The organism is Streptomyces sp. CNH189 (assembly GCF_000527195.1).
In genome coordinates this window covers 58382-75364 of the sequence record NZ_AZUS01000002.1, presented here as the reverse complement: position 1 = coordinate 75364, position 16983 = coordinate 58382, and the positions used below count along the sequence as shown (strand labels likewise).

General features: G+C 72.1%; 17 protein-coding genes and 4 pseudogenes. 12 read left to right on the top strand and 9 right to left on the bottom strand.

Annotation, left to right across the window (positions count from 1 at the left end):
- Positions 1 to 179: 179 nt before the first annotated feature.
- Positions 180 to 788, top strand: a complete 609-nt coding sequence (locus B100_RS0103175) for a hypothetical protein (RefSeq protein ID WP_199785206.1) — start codon at positions 180 to 182, stop codon at positions 786 to 788.
- Positions 789 to 865: 77 nt separating this feature from the next.
- Here B100_RS0103175 and B100_RS0103170 read toward each other — a convergent pair.
- Positions 866 to 1285, bottom strand: a pseudogene (locus B100_RS0103170) (tyrosine-type recombinase/integrase); the annotation flags it as partial.
- Between the two features lie 238 nt (positions 1286 to 1523).
- On the opposite strand from B100_RS0103170, the gene B100_RS0103165 reads away from it, so the two are divergent.
- The 3 genes from B100_RS0103165 to B100_RS0103155 all read left to right on the top strand — a co-directional run bounded on the left by B100_RS0103165 (position 1524) and on the right by B100_RS0103155 (position 2815).
- Positions 1524 to 1709, top strand: coding sequence for a hypothetical protein (locus tag B100_RS0103165; RefSeq protein ID WP_024883023.1), 186 nt, complete (start codon positions 1524 to 1526; stop codon positions 1707 to 1709).
- Positions 1710 to 1970: 261 nt separating this feature from the next.
- The gene (locus B100_RS0103160) at positions 1971 to 2252 is read left to right on the top strand and encodes a metal-sensitive transcriptional regulator (RefSeq protein WP_024883022.1); all 282 of its coding nucleotides are present in this window, start codon (positions 1971 to 1973) and stop codon (positions 2250 to 2252) included.
- A 308-nt stretch (positions 2253 to 2560) separates the two neighbouring features.
- Positions 2561 to 2815 (top strand): hypothetical protein, encoded by a 255-nt coding sequence (locus B100_RS0103155; RefSeq protein ID WP_051489919.1) that lies wholly within the window; start codon positions 2561 to 2563, stop codon positions 2813 to 2815.
- Positions 2816 to 2890: 75 nt separating this feature from the next.
- On the opposite strand, the gene B100_RS0103150 is transcribed toward B100_RS0103155, so the two are convergent.
- From B100_RS0103150 to B100_RS0103135, 4 genes are all read right to left on the bottom strand, one after another.
- The gene (locus tag B100_RS0103150; RefSeq protein WP_024883020.1) at positions 2891 to 3466 is read right to left on the bottom strand and encodes a rhodanese-like domain-containing protein; all 576 of its coding nucleotides are present in this window, start codon (positions 3464 to 3466) and stop codon (positions 2891 to 2893) included.
- A gap of 137 nt (positions 3467 to 3603) precedes the next feature.
- Complete coding sequence (locus B100_RS0103145; protein ID WP_024883019.1) at positions 3604 to 4347, bottom strand: sulfite exporter TauE/SafE family protein; 744 nt, start codon at positions 4345 to 4347, stop codon at positions 3604 to 3606.
- Complete coding sequence (locus B100_RS0103140) at positions 4344 to 4709, bottom strand: rhodanese-like domain-containing protein (protein WP_024883018.1); 366 nt, start codon at positions 4707 to 4709, stop codon at positions 4344 to 4346. Before B100_RS0103140 ends, B100_RS0103145 begins: the two co-directional genes overlap by 4 nt.
- Positions 4710 to 4744: 35 nt before the next feature.
- Entirely contained in the window at positions 4745 to 6109 is a 1365-nt protein-coding gene (locus tag B100_RS0103135) for an MBL fold metallo-hydrolase (RefSeq protein WP_024883017.1), read from the bottom strand.
- A gap of 179 nt (positions 6110 to 6288) precedes the next feature.
- Between B100_RS0103135 and B100_RS0103130 the strand changes: the two genes are divergently transcribed.
- The 5 genes from B100_RS0103130 (at position 6289) to B100_RS0103100 (ending at position 12514) form a co-directional block, all read left to right on the top strand.
- Positions 6289 to 6684 (top strand): DUF302 domain-containing protein, encoded by a 396-nt coding sequence (locus tag B100_RS0103130; RefSeq protein ID WP_024883016.1) that lies wholly within the window; start codon positions 6289 to 6291, stop codon positions 6682 to 6684.
- A gap of 1527 nt (positions 6685 to 8211) precedes the next feature.
- The gene (locus B100_RS0103115) at positions 8212 to 9834 is read left to right on the top strand and encodes an MFS transporter (RefSeq protein ID WP_024883013.1); all 1623 of its coding nucleotides are present in this window, start codon (positions 8212 to 8214) and stop codon (positions 9832 to 9834) included.
- Between the two features lie 118 nt (positions 9835 to 9952).
- The gene (locus B100_RS0103110; RefSeq protein ID WP_024883012.1) at positions 9953 to 10417 is read left to right on the top strand and encodes an SHOCT domain-containing protein; all 465 of its coding nucleotides are present in this window, start codon (positions 9953 to 9955) and stop codon (positions 10415 to 10417) included.
- Between the two features lie 31 nt (positions 10418 to 10448).
- Entirely contained in the window at positions 10449 to 11963 is a 1515-nt protein-coding gene (locus B100_RS0103105) for a diacylglycerol kinase family protein (protein ID WP_024883011.1), read from the top strand.
- Positions 11964 to 12250: 287 nt separating this feature from the next.
- The gene (locus B100_RS0103100) at positions 12251 to 12514 is read left to right on the top strand and encodes a hypothetical protein (protein WP_024883010.1); all 264 of its coding nucleotides are present in this window, start codon (positions 12251 to 12253) and stop codon (positions 12512 to 12514) included.
- A gap of 52 nt (positions 12515 to 12566) precedes the next feature.
- On the opposite strand, the pseudogene B100_RS37455 reads toward B100_RS0103100, so the two are convergent.
- Positions 12567 to 12764: pseudogene (locus tag B100_RS37455) on the bottom strand (site-specific integrase); the annotation flags it as partial.
- Positions 12765 to 12878: 114 nt separating this feature from the next.
- On the bottom strand, positions 12879 to 14363 hold the full coding sequence (locus B100_RS0103095; protein ID WP_024883009.1) for an NAD(P)-binding domain-containing protein: 1485 nt from the start codon (positions 14361 to 14363) through the stop codon (positions 12879 to 12881).
- Between the two features lie 169 nt (positions 14364 to 14532).
- Between B100_RS0103095 and B100_RS0103090 the strand changes: the two genes are divergently transcribed.
- Positions 14533 to 14898: a metalloregulator ArsR/SmtB family transcription factor gene (locus B100_RS0103090; RefSeq protein WP_024883008.1), complete on the top strand. Its 366-nt coding sequence runs from the start codon at positions 14533 to 14535 to the stop codon at positions 14896 to 14898.
- 160 nt (positions 14899 to 15058) lie between these two features.
- On the opposite strand, the pseudogene B100_RS0103085 reads toward B100_RS0103090, so the two are convergent.
- Positions 15059 to 15271: pseudogene (locus B100_RS0103085) on the bottom strand (arsenic resistance protein); the annotation flags it as partial.
- Positions 15272 to 15668: 397 nt separating this feature from the next.
- On the opposite strand from B100_RS0103085, the pseudogene B100_RS0103080 reads away from it, so the two are divergent.
- Both B100_RS0103080 and B100_RS0103075 read left to right on the top strand, forming a co-directional pair.
- Positions 15669 to 16361 (top strand): annotated as a pseudogene (locus B100_RS0103080) (DUF5994 family protein); the annotation flags it as partial.
- A 95-nt stretch (positions 16362 to 16456) separates the two neighbouring features.
- Positions 16457 to 16843 carry an STAS domain-containing protein gene (locus B100_RS0103075; protein ID WP_024883005.1) on the top strand — a complete coding sequence of 129 codons (387 nt, stop codon included), beginning with the start codon at positions 16457 to 16459 and terminating at the stop codon, positions 16841 to 16843.
- Here B100_RS0103075 and B100_RS37180 read toward each other — a convergent pair.
- A complete protein-coding gene (locus tag B100_RS37180) occupies positions 16792 to 16962 on the bottom strand; it encodes a hypothetical protein (protein WP_199785205.1) in 171 nt (56 codons plus the stop codon). The genes B100_RS0103075 and B100_RS37180 overlap by 52 nt on opposite strands.
- Between the last annotated feature and the right edge of the window lie 21 nt (positions 16963 to 16983).

The following is a 16983-nucleotide window of genomic DNA, read 5'->3' as shown; positions in this document are numbered from 1 at the left end:
GCGAAACTGGCCCCTGGTGCACACACCCCGCACGGCCGGGGCGGGCGCGGCCCGCGCAGATCGAGCGGTCGGATGTTTCACCGCACGTTTCGGCGGGCGGCCGTGGGGGAGGTCACTGTCACGATGATCGGGTTGCGCGGCGGGGGCCACGCGTCCTAGAACAGCAGTCGGGTGGAGATATGCATCGCGGTGGCGGACTGGGCGAGGGGACCGACGACCTGGGTCCTCGACGTGCCCGGCGGGGAAGGCACCGACGCGAGGCTGAGGAGACGGAACAGACGCGTCGTTCACACGGCGAGCCGGAGCGGATCGGCCCACTGGGCGGGGCGGGGAGCAGGAATGGTGGTCGGGTGGGGGTGACGTACAAGTACTTCGGTGCGCCGGACGGCGCCACCGCGGCCCGCGTCCCGATCTCCATGCGCCCCGAGGAGCTCGGCGGGGACGAGCTGGGCATGGGCGGCATGTTCACCAAGATCAAGCCGGAGACCATGGCCGCGATGGTCCTCACGGGCATCGAGGGCGTTCCCCTGCACAAGGTGCCGCCGCTGGAGCTGGTCGTCCTGCACCCCGACTACGCGGTCGTGAAGCTGCCCATGACGGTGGTGGACCCGCTGCGGGACATAGGCGAGGAAGCGGTCGGCGCGGCGGCCTTCATCTGGTCGACGGTCCCGGACCGCGGCGGCCCGCGCGACGCGTTCAACGTCTACCAACTGCTCCACGAGTGGCAGGACTTCTCGCACCGGCTGCATGAGGCGGGGCATCAGCCTTATTGCCTTGTGTGGCCTTGAGCTGGGGTTTCGTAGGGGTCGGGCGGGGCCTTCGGGCCTCGCCCTTTTGCGTGCCGGGGAGGGGCCGTCAGGCGGCCAGGGCACATTGGTATCGCTGGGGGTGGTGATGTGCCCTGGGGCTCTCCGGTTTCCAACGGCTCCGCGCCGGTGAAGGCGTCGTCTATCGCCTTGCGGGTCCGGCTCTCGCTGGACGGCAGCAGGTGCGTGTACGTCCGCAGCGTGAAGCCCGGGTCCGAGTGGCCGAGGTACTCGGAGAGCGCCTTGATGCTCTCCCCCGCGTCCAAGAGCACGGAGGCATACGCGTGACGGAGGGCGTGCATGCCGTCCTCAGGAGCCGCCTGGAGGTACCTCGCCCCGCGCTCGCGGGGAGGGATCACGCCGGCGGCGACCAGGGCTCGCTTCCAGGCGCCCATGTTGAAGACGCTGCGGTTGTACGCTCGGCCCTTCTCGTCGACGAAAAGCAGCCGGAAGGTCTTGGGCTCGCCGTCGGGCTTCGCCACGCGCGGGCCGCCGCCGCGGTGGACCGGGCGCTCGGCAAGCTCGGTGACCGGAACCAGGCCGAGCGGGCCATCGGACGGGCGCTGGAGCTCTCCGACCGGCATGATGTGCCCGTCGGCCTGACCTCATGCATCTCCTTCTTGCCGCATGGGCGGGCCCGCACCCTGGCAAACGCGCTGACCGCCCGTGTCGCTCTGCAGGACACCGGGCACGTGCTGCGGGACGCCGAGGACCGGCGTGCACGGCACTCTGTACGGCCGGGACGAGGGCGGTGTGAAGGTCATCGCACAGCCGGATGCGCCGTTGCCGTACGGCCATCCGAACACCGGGACGTTCCTCGCCTCGCAGTTGATTCGCCGACTCCAGTCGTTCCGCGTCGTGGGCCTCGACGAGTTACTCAACGATCTGGCCACTGCCTCGTAGACCCCGCGGCCTCACCGGCCGGCCAACCGAAGGACAGGAAGCCGGTGAGCGGGGCGGGTCCGAGGGGAATGTTGCGGGCGCCGGGCAGGTGGCCTGCGGCGTATTCGCCGAGGCCGCTCGTCGATGATGGTGTGGCCGTACAGGCGGGCGTTGGCCTGATCAGCGGTGACGGCAGTGGGTGCCGCGGGGATTTTTCCTTGCCCGGTCGGGGTTGTCCCGTCTGTAAGATACCCAAGGGGGTATCTCGAAGGAGTGTGGGTTGTGGAACTGGCGATGGCGGCTGAGGAACTGAAGACGGTGGTCAACCGGCTGCGCCGGGCACAGGGCCAGATCGCCGGTGTGATCAAGATGATCGAGGAGGGACGGGACTGCGAGGACATCGTCACCCAGCTCGCCGCGGCGTCCCGGGCTCTGGACAAGGCCGGTTTCGCAATCATCGCCACCGGCCTGCAGCACTGCCTGACCGACGCGGACATGGCCGCTTCCGGCGACCGGGAGCAGATGCGTACCCGACTGGAGAAGCTGTTCCTCTCTCTGGCCTGAGCTTGGGTACCCCGACATCCGGCTCACCCGCCTGAGTCTCCGAGCGGACGCAGGATCGATGATGAAGCGAGCAGTGGCACAGAGGCCGACACACGTCGGCTTCCGCGGTGTGCCGGCTCTGCTCGTAGCCGCGGTGGCGCTGTTGTGCGTCTTTGGACACGCGGAGCGTGGCGGGCCCGGCACGCCCCCGTCCGCCGCGCAGCATGTGCATGCCCCTACCGCCTCTGAGGGGTCCGGCGGGACGGCGGCGCCATGCGGCAAGAAGGTGCTCGCCGATCACAGCGCGCAGCACCTCGGTCGTCGGCGGCGTGCTGTTCATCGCGCTCGGTGCGGCTTTCCTCGCCTTCGACGGCACGTCCGCGCTGCCGTCGGTGTTGCGCACCGATACCGAGTTCGCCCTGGAAGAGCGGTTGTCCGACCTCGGCGTAGCGGTGTCCGACCGGCTGATCGTGCTGATCACGGCCGCTGTGGCGACGCTGGCGGCACTGCTGGTGCTGCTTCGCACGTTGAGAAGGAGGGATCCGCAGCCGTCACCGGAAGAGGAGACGTCTGCGCACGGGTAGCGCGCCTTGGCCGCATGCCTGGCAGGCGAAAAGGGAGGGGTCCGGTTCAGGATCCCTCCCATCCCTTCGCGTGGCTCAACGGTTGCGCAGCGCGGCAAGCGTGTTGTCGAGGTCGGCGGCGCGGGGACGGTTGTGGGGCAACTTGGCGAGCAGGGCGGCCATGCCGCAGGTATTGGTCAGGGCGGAGAAGACCAGACCACCCGCGATGCCGGCGGAGAGCAACTGGAAGGCCGGGTGGATGACGAGCCCGAGCAGCAGGCCGAGCAGCACGATCACTCCTGCAGTGAGCCTCACCTGCCGTTCCATGCCCCAGGTGGCACGTGAGGCGCCCTGCGGGCGGTGCAGCTCGTGGCCGTCGGCCGCCCAGGCGCCGGTGCCCCCCGACAGGGTGGCCGCCGTGACGCCGTTCTCCGCGAGGATCCTGCCGGCGTTCTCGGAGCGGGCGCCCGAGGCGCAGACGACCAGGACGTCACCGCGGTCGGCGGCGTGCCGGATGTCGGGCAGCGCGCGCTGGATCTGGTCGAGGGGGATGTTGAGCGCGCCGGGGAGGTGACCGCCGGCGTATTCGCCGGGGGTACGCACGTCGATGACGGTCAGTTCGTGCAGGCGGGTGCGCGCCTCGTCGGTGGCGAGGGCCGTGGGTGTGGTCATGGCAGATGTCCTTACAGGTGCGGAAGTTGTGGTGGAACTTGATCTGACGGGAGCCGGGCAGCAGGCGGTCCTGAGATGCGCGTCGGCCGGAGAAGCTCTCCCGGTCCCTGCTTCTGGGCTGTTGACGGCCTTCGTGTTCAGACGATCACGTCGACGAGCATGAAGGCCGCCACCGCCAGCAGTACGCCGGCGAAGATTTTCTGAAGGGTGGTGCCGGAGATCTTCGTCGCCAGCCGTTTGCCGTCCCAGGCTCCGAGGATCGCAGCTCCGGTGAAGGGGCCGATGATCTCCCAGTGGAGCCCGCCACCGGTGCCGGTGCGAGCGGCGAGCGCGGCGAGTGAGTTGACCGTGATGACGAGCAGGCTGGTGCCCACCGCCCGCCGCATGGTCAGTCCCAGGACGCTCACCAGGGCGGGCACGGCGAGGAACCCCCCGCCGACGCCCAGGAAGCCCGTCACGGCGCCGAGTCCGGCACCGGCGCCGGCCGCCTTGCCGGGACGGATCCGGTCTGGCGGCTCGGACGCGGACGGACGCAGCATACGCAGGGCCGCCAGCGCGGCGATGACCGCGAACGCCGACGTCAGGACGGCTTCGGGCAGGCTCCCGGCGACGGCCCCCGCGAGGAAGGCGGGGACGATGCCCGCCGCGGCGAACAGCGCCCCTGTCTTCCATGCCACGTTCCCGTCGCGGGTGTGGGCGTACAGGGCCGTGACGGAGGTGGCGGTGACGATGATCAGGCTGGCGGTGGTGGCGGCGGCCGGTGTGAAGCCGAGCAGGTAGATCAGTGCCGGTACGGCTAGGACGCTGCCACCGCCGCCGAGGGCTCCGAGGGCGAGACCGACGACGGCCCCGGCGATGAGGGCGAGAACAAGTACGGTCACGCTATCCGGCCGCTGTTCCCGCGTTCGTCGACGACCGGGTGCCCGGCAGCGGCCCACGCGTTCATGCCGCCTTCGACGTCCACCACCTGGGCTCCGCGTTCGGCGAGGAGCTTGGCCGCCTGCTGGGAGCGGTGCCCGCTGCGGCAGATCACCACCAGCGGTCGCCCCTGCGCCTGGGCGGGCAGGGTGGCGCCTGCGACCAGTTTCGTCAGCGGTACGTGCACGGCGCCCGGAGCGTGGCCCGTGGTCCATTCGGGCTTCTCACGCACATCCAGCATGACGGCCTCGGGCTGATCGCCGCTGGTGCGACTGCGTGCCTCGTCGACCGTGACGCGGGGCCCGTTTCGGCGAAAGAGGAACATCACGCGCTTCCTTCCTTGCGGGGGAACGGTCGGAATCAGCCGGAGGCCAGGGACAGACCGGCATCCGTCGCGGCGTCGAAGCCGTCGTCGACGGCGACTACCTCGCGGCCGGCGGCATCCAGCAGGGAGGCGGCGATCGCCGCGCGCATCCCGCCGGCGCAGTGCACCCACACCGTCCCCTCCGGCACCTCGCCGATACGGCCGTGCAGCTCGTGGATCGGGATGTGGACCGAGCCCTCGATGTAGCCGCCCACGCGCTCCGAATCCCGGCGCACATCCAGCACGACAATCTCGTCGCCGCGCGCACGGACCTCGGCGAGATCGGCGAAACGGGCACGCGGGAAGGAAGCGAGCTGCTCACCCTCACGGACCCAGCCGGCCGGGTCGCCGGTGGCGGCGGCGGCCGGACGGTCGACACCCACCCGCGCCAGCTCCCGCTGCGCATCGGCGATCTGCTCCCGGGTGTCGGCCAGCAGGGTGACCGGCTTGCCCCACGGGATCAGCCAGGCCAGGTAGGTGGCGAGCTTGCCCTCGCCCTCGAAGTTGAACGATCCGGCCACGTGCCCCGCGGCGAAGGCCATACGGCTGCGCAGATCAACCACCCACTCACCCGCGGCCAGCCTGGAGGCGATCTCCTCCGCGTCCGCACGCGCGGGCGGGGTGAGGTCGACCGGTGCGGGGCCCGCGGCGTTGGCCGGGCCCATGTGCGCGTAGTAGGCGGGCACATCGTCCAGGCCGTCGAGCATCCGGGCGACGAAGGTGTCCACGTCCAGGGTCAGCGCGTCGTTGGTCTCGCGCTCCTTGCCGATCGTGGTCGCGTCCCCCTCGGCCTGGGATGAGGAACAGAAGCTGCCGAACCCGTGGGTGGGCAGCACCGGCACCTCGTCGTCCAACTCGTCGGCCAGGCGGTGGGCGGAGGCGTACTGGGCTCGGGCCAGTCGCTCGGTCAGTCGCGGCTCGACCAGGTCGGGGCGACCGACGGTGCCGATGAGCAGCGACCCGCCGGTGAACGCCGCCACACCGCGTCCGTCCTCCGCGAGGGCGTAGGAGGTGTGGTGCGGGGTGTGCCCGGGAGTGGCGATCGCCCTCAGCACCAAGCCCTCGTCCACCGTCACGGTGTCGCCGTCGGCGACAGGGGTGCGGTCGAAGGACACCTGTGCCCCGGCCGGAACCAGGTACTGGGCGCCGGTGACGCGGGCCAGCTCCAGGCCGCCGGTGACGTAGTCGTTGTGTACGTGGGTCTCGGCCACGAAGGCGATACGCACCCCGCGGCGGGCCGCCGCGGCGATGACCTGGTCGATGTCGCGCGGCGGGTCGACGACCACCGCGGCATGGGGCCCGCCGGCCAGGTAGCTGCGGTTGCCCAGACCCTCGAACTCCAGGGTGTCAACGAAGAACACGGCTCACGACTCCTCTCGGACGGCTTACCCCGGGGGGTATCTGACGCCCACCATAACAGGTATACCTGGGGGGGTATTCCATGCGTGCAAACCACCCCGCTCAAGGCGTCGCCTCGCGCCCTGCGGGTACCCGGCGGGGTATAGAGGAATCAATCGTTCCGCACTATCCGGGAGTGTCCGTGTCCTACGACCGCACCGTTCGCCTGGCCGCCACCGACTTCGACACCGCCGTCACTGCCGTACGCAAGGCCCTGGCCGACCAGGGATTCGGCATCCTCACTGAGATCGACGTGGCGGCCACCCTCAAGGCGAAGCTCGGCCACGACATGGAGGACTACCTGATCCTGGGCGCCTGCAACCCGCCGCTCGCGCACCGGGCCCTGGAGGCCGACCGCTCCATCGGCCTACTGCTTCCCTGCAACGTCGTCGTACGCCGCGACGGTGACCAGATGCTCGTCCAGGCTCTCGACCCGGGCACCATGGTCACCCTCACCGGTCTGGACACCCTCAAGCCCGTCGCCGACGAAGCCACTGCCCGACTCGACGCCGCGCTCAACGCCCTGGCCGCCCTCTGACCTCTCCCTGTCCGGCGGCCGGGAGGCGGTCGATCGGCGTTCGTGCCGGGCAGCACGTCCTGTCGGCGCAGCAGCCGGTGCAACAGGATCCCGTCGACGCAGCCATCCAGCCCCACAAGGTCGTCGGGGACCTCGATCCACGGCGAGCACACGGGCCAGCCGGTCCAGCCCGAGGGCACATCCAGGGCACACGAGCCTGGGAAACGGCGTTGACCCGTTAGAAGTACCGAAGGGTAGTTTTCGCAGGTCAACGCACACTTTCCCCAGAATTTCCAGGTCAGCGCACCGCCGCGTTCAATCGCTCCACGAGTGGCAGGACTTCTCGCACCGGCTGCATGAGGCGGGGCATCAGCCCTACTGCCTGGTGTGGCCCTGAGCGGGGATTTCGTGGTGTTCGGGCGGGGCTTCCGGGTCCCGCCTCGCTGCTGACCCCTCTGGGATCGCACGCCTGTGGGCCGGCCGCTTCGAGGACGCGCCGCCGCCCTGACCACCGTGACCGGCACTCCGGCGGGACCTCCACCGCGCTGCCGCGGGAGAAGCCGATGGGACACCTGGCCCTGCTCCACCACCTGAACGGCCGGCTCGGCCGGGCGGAGCACAAGGCCCTGGCGGCGGCGTCCGAGGCGGGGCGGGCCGGCCCGCCCCGACCGTCCGGCTCCGGCATCGGGCAGCCGGCCCCGGCCGCCGTGGCCGTCGACCGCCATGAGCTGGGCCGGGCACAGGCGCTCCTCGACGAGACGGCCCATCTCCCATCAGGAACGCGTGATCCGGTGACGGCGGCGGGGCGCGCCCTGGCCACGGCCCGCCTCCTGCTGGTCAGCTGGTCAGGGGCACGGCACGAGCCGCCGTCGAGGCGGCGGGCCCGGCCGTCCCCACCGTCGTGGCCTCCCCCTGGGCGGGCAGGCCATGAAGCGCTGTTCGCGTCCACCACTCACCTGGCCGAAGGACGGCCGGACGAAGCCGTCGAGGTGTTCCAAGGGTCTCCGGCGACCAGCCGGTGTGCGTGGGGGCCCCGGCCGGCCGCTTAGGTGTGCCGGTGGCCGTGGCCCCGCTGCTCGATACCGCACACGGCGCAGCCCATCGGGCGGTCCAGCTCGCGGCAGGGCGTCCCGGGGCTGCCCTCGACCCGCTCGACAGCATCCGCGCCGAGAGCCTGACCGGTCCGGCGGTGTCCGTGCGCCCGGCACTGGTGAGGGCTCGGACCGCAGCGGAGGCGGAGGACGGCGCCGTCGGCCTCTACGTGTCGTGACACGGTGAAAACCCGCCTCAACAGCGGGTACCGGAAGCCGGCGGTGGGCCGGCGGGGTGACGCGGTGCCACCTTGGACCGCTGTGAACGCGTACGGGTGGAAGGGCTCGGCGCCCGCTCTCTCCCGGAGTTCAACCGGCCCGGGTCACGGTCCTTCCCCCGTGGCGGGTGAGGCACGGGGCGCGTACCTCGGATGTGATGGACGAAGCGGCGGGCGTGCGCCGGCCGCCGCCCGGCCGGCGCCACCGGCGTGCCGGGCCGACCCGGTGAGGTGGACGCGTGAAGCACTGGCGGGCTCTGGCCGTCCTCGGTACGGCTCAGTTCCTCATGGTCCTGGACACCTCGGTCATGAACGTGTCCATCAGCCAGCTGGTCGAGGACTTCGACACCGAGGTCACCGCCATCCAGGCCGTCATCACCCTGTACGCGCTGGTCATGGCGGCGTTCATGCTCATCGGCGGCAGGTTCGGGGACATCCTGGGGCGCCGCCGCATGTTCCTCCTGGGGCTGGTCGTCTACGGCGCGGGTTCGGCCCTGACCGCCGTGGCGCCCACGCTGTGGGTCCTCACGCTGGGCTGGTCCGTCATCGAGGGACTCGGAGCCGCCATGGTGCTGCCGGCCATGGCCGCCCTCGTCGCGGAGTCGTACCGCGGGCGGGACCGGGCCGTCGCCTACGCGGTCGTCGGCGGCCTCGCCGGCGCCGGGATCGCGGTCGGCCCGCTGCTGGGCGGCTGGGTGACGACGTACCTGACCTGGCGGCTGGTCTTCGCCGGCGAGGTCGTGGTCGTCGTGGCCGTCCTGCTGTGCCGCCGGGTGATCGCGAAGGCCCCCCGGACCGGCCCCCGTCCCCGGCTGGACGGGGTCGGCGCGGTGCTCTCGGCGGCCGGACTGGGGCTGGGCGTGCTCGGCGTGCTGCAGAGCAGCACCTGGGGATGGGTGCAGCCCCGCAATCCGCCCTTCACCGTCCTGGGGTTCGCCCCGACACTGTTCGTCGTCGGCGCCGGGGCGGCCGTCCTGGCCGTCTTCCGGCACTGGGAGCGACGGCGGGAGAACCGGGACGTCGCCCCCCTCGTGCACCTGTCCCTGCTGCGCAGGCCCGTGCTGCGGTCCGGCCTGATGACCCTGCTGAGCCAGAACCTCATCCTGCTGGGGCTGTTCTTCACCATCCCGCTGTACCTGCAGGTGGTGCAGGGGTTCGACGCCTTCCAGACGGGGCTGCGGCTGCTCCCGGTGTCCGCCACCATGCTGGTGACCTCGCTGTGCGGGTCCTCGCTGGGGCGGGTGCTGGGGCCGCGCCGGGTGGTCCGGCTGGCCCTGCTGATCCTGACGGCGGCCATCGTGTGGCTGCTGGCCACCGTCGACCCGGTCATCGACGACGCGCAGTTCGCCGGAGCCATGGCCCTGCTGGGTGTGGGCGTCGGTCTGCTCGCGTCGCAGCTGGGCAACGTCGTGCAGTCCGGCGTCGGGGAGGAGGAACGCAGCGAGGCCGGAGGACTGCAGTTCACGGCGCAGAACCTGGGCTCGGCGCTGGGCACCGCGCTCATCGGGTCGATCCTCATCGGCGCGCTGGCCCACGCCTTCACCACACAGGTGGACGACGACCCGCGGCTGTCGGAGGAGGCCCGCGCGCAGGTCGGTGTGTCCCTCGAGGCGGGAGTCACCTTCGTCCCCACCGATCAGGTGCGCTCGGCGGCCGAGCGCACCGGACTGCCGCCGTCCGAGGTCGACGCGGTCGTGGACTCCTACGCCTCCGCGCAGCTGGACGGCCTGAAGGCGGCGATCCTGGCCACCGGCGGCGTCGCTCTCGCCAGCTTCCTGGTCACCCCGCACCTTCCGACCGCTCGGGACAGCCGTCCGCGGCAGCCGGGCGCCGAGGACGGGGCGCCCGGCCCGACGCGCTGAACCTCACCCGGTGCGCACACTCACCCGCGCCGGGTGAGGCCGCCCGGCGCTCGCCGTGGGCACGCTGAGGGCGGTACAGACCGGAGCCGGGCGAAAGCGTCCGGGACGGAGGTCGGACATGAGCTCACAGACCTACCTGGCGTACGACTACCCGTTGTTGGGCGCCTTCTGGAGCATGCTGGTCTTCTTCCTGTGGATCATGTGGTTCGTCCTGCTCATCCGGATCATCGGCGACATCTTCCGCGACGACCGGCTGAGCGGCTGGGCGAAGGCCGGCTGGCTGGTGTTCTGCATCGTCCTGCCCTTCCTGGGCGTGTTCGTCTACGTGATCGCCCGCGGCAAGAACATGGGCCGCCGCGAGATCGCGCAGGCGCGTGCGCGGCAGGACGAGTTCAACGCCTACATCAGGCAGACCGCGGCCGACGACCGGTCCAGCAGCGTCGACGAGCTCGCCAGGCTGTCCGAGATCCGCGACCGGGGAGCCATCACGGACGACGAGTTCCGCAGGGCGAAGGAATTGGTCCTGGCCGTCCACGGCCCAGTGGAGCACTCGGACTCCACCGCCCGCACACCCGGTCGCTGAGCACCCGTCACACCACGAAACCAGGCGCAGGATGACCGCGACACAGACCCGGCCGGCGTACACCGCGAAGCATGGACGGGCGACCGGCCTGACCGTCTTCGGAGCAGTGATGCTCTTCCTCGTCGGACTGCTCGCCATCCTCCGGGTCATCACGGGCGAGGCGGGTGCCACGACGGCACGCGAGGGCGGTGCCGGGCGGGCCCGCCTCGCCCTGCTCGCCCTCCTCGGAAGTGTTCTGGTGCCGCTCGTCACCGCCGGTCTGCGGAGTGTGCTGTGGGTACCGGTCGGTGTCGGGGGGCTCGCGCTCGCCGCCGTCGGCGTGTGGAGGGCCCTGGCGCACACCGGTGTGCTCCGCATCCTCGGAGCAGCCCTGTCGCTGGCCGCGCCGGTCACCGTACTCGTCGTGTTCGCCGCGTCCGGCATGCTGGGGCCGGCCCTGGTGTCCCTGGCCCTGTGGGCACTGGCCGTCATGACGGCACGCACCGCCCTGGCACCCGGCCGCACCACCTCCGGACAGGTTGTCGTCACGGCGCCCCGCGCCCCCTGGGTCCTCATGAACCCGCGCTCCGGCGGCGGCAAGGTGGGCCGTTTCCAGCTGGCGGAGAAGGCCCGGGCGGCGGGTTGCCGGGTGGTCCTGCTCGATGCGGGACAGGACGTCGCCGAGCTGGCCCGGCGGGCCGTCGCCGAGGGGGCCGACCTGCTGGCGGTTGCGGGCGGAGACGGCACCCAGGCGCTGGTGGCCGAGGTCGCGTCGCGCCACGACCTGCCGTTCGTGGTGATCCCCGCGGGCACCCGCAACCACTTCGCCCTCGACCTGGGGCTCGACCGCGACGATCCGGCCACGGCCCTGCGGGCCCTGACCGACGGTGCAGAACTCCGCGTCGACCTCGGGTACGCCGCGGACCGCGTCTTCGTCAACAACGCCTCCTTCGGAACGTACGCCTCCGTCGTCACCGACCCCGCGTACCGGGACGCCAAGGCACGTACGACCCTGCGCACGCTGCCCGGCCTCCTCGCCGGCGAGAACGCACCCAGGCTCCGGGCACGGGCCGACGCAAGGTACGTCGACGGGCTCCAGGCGCTGCTCGTCAGCAACAACCCCTACGGGCGCGCCGTCGACGCGGCCCGTCCGGGACGCAGGGAGCGGCTGGACTCGGGGCTGCTCGGCGTGGTGTGCGTGCGGGTCGGCAACACCGCCGAGGCGGCGCGCGTGGTGCGCGGTTCCCGCTCGGGAGGACTGGTCCGGCTGAACGCCGGCGAAGTCGTCGTCGAGGCCGGCGCGGACACCCTCCCGGCCGGCATCGACGGGGAACACGTCGTCCTCCCCTCCCCCGTCGTGTGCCGCAGCGCGCCCGGGGCACTGCGGGTCCGCGTGCCACGCCGACGCACCGGCACACCCGGGACGAGCAGGGCGGCGGCCGACTGGCCGCGTGTGGCCCGGTTGGCACTGGGCCGCCCGTCTCCGACCGGGGGCACGGGACCGGACGCACGGACCGGTCACCGGCGCGCGAACCCGGTCGACGGCGCGAAGGGGCCGCCGGGATGACGGTCCGGGCCCGGGAGGATCGGCACTCGGGCCTCCACCGCGCGTTCGCCCCTGTCGTGGAACGACACAGGACGACCGCTCGGGCGAGGCCCGGGACGCCGTGGCGCGGACAGGACCTCGAAGGGCACGCGGTGGTGCACGCGACACCGCACCCCCGTGCCGTCGAAGGTGCGACCACACCCGGAACGGGGACGAAGAGCCGCCGAGCCGGCGCGGCCCCTTCGGTGGCACGCCGCGTACCGGAAGAGGACGCTGGACGCGGGGGCAAGGCAAGGGAGAGACACCTCATGACTCGGACCAGCACGGACAAGGCGCACACGCCGTTCTTCTCCCGCCCCGGCGTCCGCCGCCTCATGCCGTTCGCTCTCATCACCGCGATCGCTCTGGTCTTCATCTTCGAGAACCGGACGAGTGTCGAGATCCGCCTTTTCGTTCCGATGGTGACCATGCCCCTGTGGGGTGCCCTGCTGATCGCCTGGGGCCTCGGCGTCCTGGCCTGTGTCTTCAGCGTGCGTCGACGGTCGAACCGGCACGCGCACGGGCCGAGGTGACCTTCCGCCCGCCGCCGCACGGGGCGCGGGGCTTCAGCCACCGACTGCATGGGGCCCCGCGCTCGCGTGGAGGGATCACACCGGCGGCGGCCAGGGCGAGTTCCCAGGAACCCATGGTGAAGACACTGCGGCTGCAGGCCCCGTCCTCGTCGACGAAGAGCAGGCGCACGGTCTTCGACCCACCGTCGGGCCTGGCCCGGGGCAGCGTGACTCCGACCGGCGGGAACTCAACGCACATATGGCCAAGAAGCCCCAGGTCAGCCCCCCACCCCACCCACTCGCTCCACGAGTGGCAGGACTTCTCACACCGGCTGCACGAGGCGGGGCATCAGCCTTATTGCCTGGTCTGGCCCTGAGCGGGGCGTCAGGCACACGCGGGCAGGGCGACAGCGGGGCCGCGACCGGTCCCCTGTTCCGGTCGCGGCCCCGCTGTCGCGAGTGGTGAGCCCGGTCGCGAGCCGCAGCAGCCGCCCGCCGGTGCCGCATCGGCATCCGCGCCCACCGTCGTGGGCGAGACGAGCTGCACGAGCTGCGGTTCCGGGGCCGCGCAGCATCCGCCACCGTCGGTCCGCCGGGTGGCGGGAGTGTCGAACAGGCCCGCGCCGCCGCAGACTCCGGTCTCGGGGAGGGTGAGTTCCACGCGGTCGGCGGAGTCGACGTCCCCGGCGATCGCGGCGACGACGGAGCGGACCTGCTCGTACCCGGTCATGGCCAGAAAGGTGGGGGCGCGGCCGTAGGACTTCATGCCGACCAGGTAGACGCCCTGCTCGGGGTGGGAGAGCTCACGGTGACCGTGCGGGTAGACGGTGCCGCAGGAGTGCTGGTTCGGGTCGATCAGCGGGGCCAGTTCCACCGGGGCCCGAAGACGCTCGTCCAGGCCCAGGCGCAGTTCGTCCAGGAAGGACAGGTCGGGGCGGAAGCCGGTCAGTACGATCACCTCGTCCACCGGGTCGAGGCGGCGCCCGTCCTCGCCCACCAGGACGAGGCGGCCGTCGGCGGCGCGTTCGATCACCTCGGTGCGGAAGCCGGTGACCGCGTCCGCGTGCCCCTTGTCGACGGCGGCCTTCGCGGCGAGGCCGAGGGCGCCGCGCGCGGGCAGTTGGTCGGCGGTGCCGCCGCCGAAGGTGGAGCCGGAGATGCCGCGGCGCAGGATCCACACCGCGTGCGTGCTCGCGCCCTCCTCGGACTCGGCCAGCTCGGCGAGGTACGCGAGTGCGGTGAAGGCGGAGGCACCCGAGCCGATGACGGCCGTGCGCCTGCCCGCGTACCGGGTGCGGACGGCCGGGTTCTTCAGGTCCGGCACGCGGTAGGTGATCCGGCCGGCCGCCGCCTTCTCGCCGAGTGCGGGCAGGCCGCTGCCGCCGGCCGGGGACGGGGTGGTCCAGGTGCCGGATGCGTCGATCACGGCGCGGGCGAGGATGCGCTCCTCATGCCCACCGGCGTCCTCGACGTGCACGACGAAAGGCTGCTGGTCCCGGTCGGCGTCGACGATCCGGTCACGGCCGGCGCGGGAGACACCGGTGACGGTGACCCCGGTGCGGACCCGGTCGCCGAGGGCGTCCGCGAGGGGCTGCAGATAACGCTCCGCCCAGTCCCCGCCGGACGGATACGTCGCCGGGTCGGGGCGCGTCCAGCCGGTGGGGGCGAGGAGCTTCTCGGCGGCCGGGTCGACGACCTCGCCCCACGTGGAGAACAGGCGCACGTGACTCCATTCACGCACGGCCGCACCGGCACGGCTGCCCGCCTCCAGCACGACGGGCTCGATGCCGCGCTCGACGAGGTGGGCGGCGGCGGCGAGCCCGACGGGGCCGGCTCCGACGACGACGACAGGGAGCTGCTGGGTGCTCATGATGCTCGGTCTCCTTGAGGGGCCGGGTGGCGGGCGTGCGACGGGCTCGAGCGGCGGTGGGCGCGGAACGGAGGGCGGTGGCCACAACGACTCCTTGCTTCGACATCTGTCGATGTCCGTCCACGCCTCGGAGCTTGCCACCCGTATCGACGAGTGTCAACATAGACGCATGTCGAAATCGAAGGTCGCGGAACTCCCCGTCGTGCAGGACGGTGACGCCGTGCCGTGCTGCCCGCCGATCACCGCCGGGGAGCTGTCCCAGGCGGACGCGGAGAAGATGGCCGCCATGTTCAAGGCGCTGTCGGACCCGGTGCGCCTGCGCCTGTTCTCCAAGATCGCCTCGCATCCGGGCGGGGAGGCGTGCGTGTGCGACATCGCCGACGTCGGCGTGTCCCAGCCGACCGTGTCCCACCACCTGAAGAAGCTGCGCGAGGCCGGTCTGCTGACCTCCGAGCGGCGTGGCACCTGGGTCTATTACCAGGTCGCCCCGTCCGTGGTGGCGGCCATGGCCACGATGCTCGACCTGCGCGCCTGACCGCCGCCCGCGTCGCCGCGGCTACGGCGGCGGGCCCGGCATCCGGTCTCCGGCAGCCGTGCGAGCCGGGCCACGAAGTGCGGGCCCCGGCGGCGCAGGAGGTGGCCGGCGGCGAGCCCTGGCTGCCCGCCGCCGACCACCACCACGATCGCTTACTGGGTCACGGTGCCGTCGTCACCGTGTCGGCGGCGAACTTCCGTCGCCGGGCGAGCGCGACATGGACCAGGCCGATCAACACGGGCACCTCGATGAGCGGGCCGACGACCCCGGACAGGGCCTGGCCGGAGGTGACGCCGAAGGTGGCGACGGCGACCGCGACGGCCAGTTCGAAGTTGTTGCCCGCAGCCGGGAACGCCAGGGCCGTGGTGCGGTCGTCCCGGGAGTCCGGGGAGCGCCTGGCTGGATGTCTGGCCCCGCCTGGACGGCTGGAAACGCTGGCTGGCGGTTGCCGGGGCTGCACACTTCGCCTTCACCGGCCTGCCGGTCCTGGCCCACCGACTGGGCCTGTCCGATCCCGCGGCGCCGCTCTCGGGTGAACGCTCATGGCAGCTCACGCGCGACTGGAAGCCTCCCGGAGCAGGACGGACGCGCATCCGTCAGGGCCAGCAGCGGGTGTGCGGCACACACGGGATTGTCGCGGGAGCGGGCGGGCGCGGGCCCTGAAGTGACGCCACCCGGCGTGCCCCGGGCCCCCGTCCGACGCCGTCGCGCGGCAGGAAGGCCACATCCGTCCGGCCGCCGCTCCTCGCCGCAGGGAAACGCGGAGTAGCGTGGGGAGTACCGAGGGCATCTCGCACACCGGCTTCCACGCCGGGTCGTCCCCGGTGAGAGACGAAACCCGGCCCGCCGCAGAGGCGGCCCGGAGACGGGTCCGCATCATGTCGGCGACCTCGCACCCCACCTTGCCGCACCCCGAACCGGTCGCAGCCCCGGACGCGCGGGTGGCCCTGAAGACCGACGGCGCCCCCCGCGGGCTCCTGGACGGAGCCTGGTGGCCCCGGTCCCGGGACTTGGCGGGCGAACTGACGGCGCTCATGGAGGTGTTGGACCCCCTGTGGGGCCGCATCACCCGTATCGCCGTCAACCCCGAGCACTGGCCGGTCGTCCCCCGCAAGATCCCCGTGGACGGACACATCGTCAAGGCCGGCTGGTTCACCCCGGAGATCGACCCGCACAAGCTCCTCCTGCTCTCGTACGGCACCGGGCGCTGGGATCTCCTGGTCGTCCCGCCCGGGACCGGGGCGACGTCGGCGGCCCGCCTGATGGCGGCCGCGTCCCGCCCCGACGGCCCGCCTCTGACCGCGAGCGCGCTGATCGCCGCAGACGCGGCCCGGCCCGCCGTCTCCGCCACCGACCGGGCGCTGGACCCGGACGAGGCGTGGGAGTACGAGGGCGGCGCCTCCGCGGTGTCCGCGGCCGTACCACGGCAGGCCGGTACGCCAGAGCCACCGAGCCGGCTGGTCGCGGTAGCCGAGGTGACCGCCTTGGACGCCGTGCCGGAAGGCGCGCGGACCGAGGCGTCCGAGGACAAGGACCCGACCATCTGAATCGAGGCGTCATGACTCATCCGCGGCTGACCATCTACCGGCACGACCGGGGCGGGAGGGCGCTGGTCACCCTGGCCGGTGTGATCGACCCCGCCACCGCGCCCAAGGTGCGCACCGCTCTGGAGCGGTGTCTGCACGACGGCATCACCGTCATCGACGTCGATCTGACCACCGTCGACCGCTGTGACGGGAGCGGCCTGCGCGTCTTCCTCGACGCGTCACGGCACGCGGCCCGCGACCACGCGACCCTGCGGCTGCACCACCCCTCCGCGCAGACCGAACGCCTGCTCACGGACACGGGCTTCGACCGCCTGCTCCGTGAGACGAGGCCGGGAGGAGCGCGGCCTCAACGGGTGTGGCGCCGAGGGGAGCGCCACAGGGAGCGGGCTGCCAGGTAGAGCAGAGCGGCGAGGAGGAGCGGCACGCCGACGGACATCAAAGGAAGCGCTCCGCCGACGGTCGTGCCGATGACGATCAGAGCGATTCCGGCGACGAGCAGCGCCAGGAAGAGGACCATGGCGGCCCCCCTCTCTCCCTC

What these genes read in the sequence shown, in the direction of transcription:
- B100_RS0103140 (WP_024883018.1), bottom strand. Translation starts at nt 4,709, where the DNA reads ATGTTCCTCTTTCGCCGAAACGGGCCCCGCGTCACGGTCGACGAGGCA.
- B100_RS0103150 (WP_024883020.1), bottom strand. Translation starts at nt 3,466, where the DNA reads ATGACCACACCCACGGCCCTCGCCACCGACGAGGCGCGCACCCGCCTG.
- B100_RS37180 (WP_199785205.1), bottom strand. Translation starts at nt 16,962, where the DNA reads ATGGTCCTCTTCCTGGCGCTGCTCGTCGCCGGAATCGCTCTGATCGTC.
- B100_RS0103100 (WP_024883010.1), top strand. Translation starts at nt 12,251, where the DNA reads ATGACTCGGACCAGCACGGACAAGGCGCACACGCCGTTCTTCTCCCGC.
- B100_RS0103095 (WP_024883009.1), bottom strand. Translation starts at nt 14,363, where the DNA reads ATGAGCACCCAGCAGCTCCCTGTCGTCGTCGTCGGAGCCGGCCCCGTC.
- B100_RS0103075 (WP_024883005.1), top strand. Translation starts at nt 16,457, where the DNA reads ATGACTCATCCGCGGCTGACCATCTACCGGCACGACCGGGGCGGGAGG.
- B100_RS0103175 (WP_199785206.1), top strand. Translation starts at nt 180, where the DNA reads ATGCATCGCGGTGGCGGACTGGGCGAGGGGACCGACGACCTGGGTCCT.
- B100_RS0103105 (WP_024883011.1), top strand. Translation starts at nt 10,449, where the DNA reads ATGACCGCGACACAGACCCGGCCGGCGTACACCGCGAAGCATGGACGG.
- B100_RS0103090 (WP_024883008.1), top strand. Translation starts at nt 14,533, where the DNA reads ATGTCGAAATCGAAGGTCGCGGAACTCCCCGTCGTGCAGGACGGTGAC.
- B100_RS0103110 (WP_024883012.1), top strand. Translation starts at nt 9,953, where the DNA reads ATGAGCTCACAGACCTACCTGGCGTACGACTACCCGTTGTTGGGCGCC.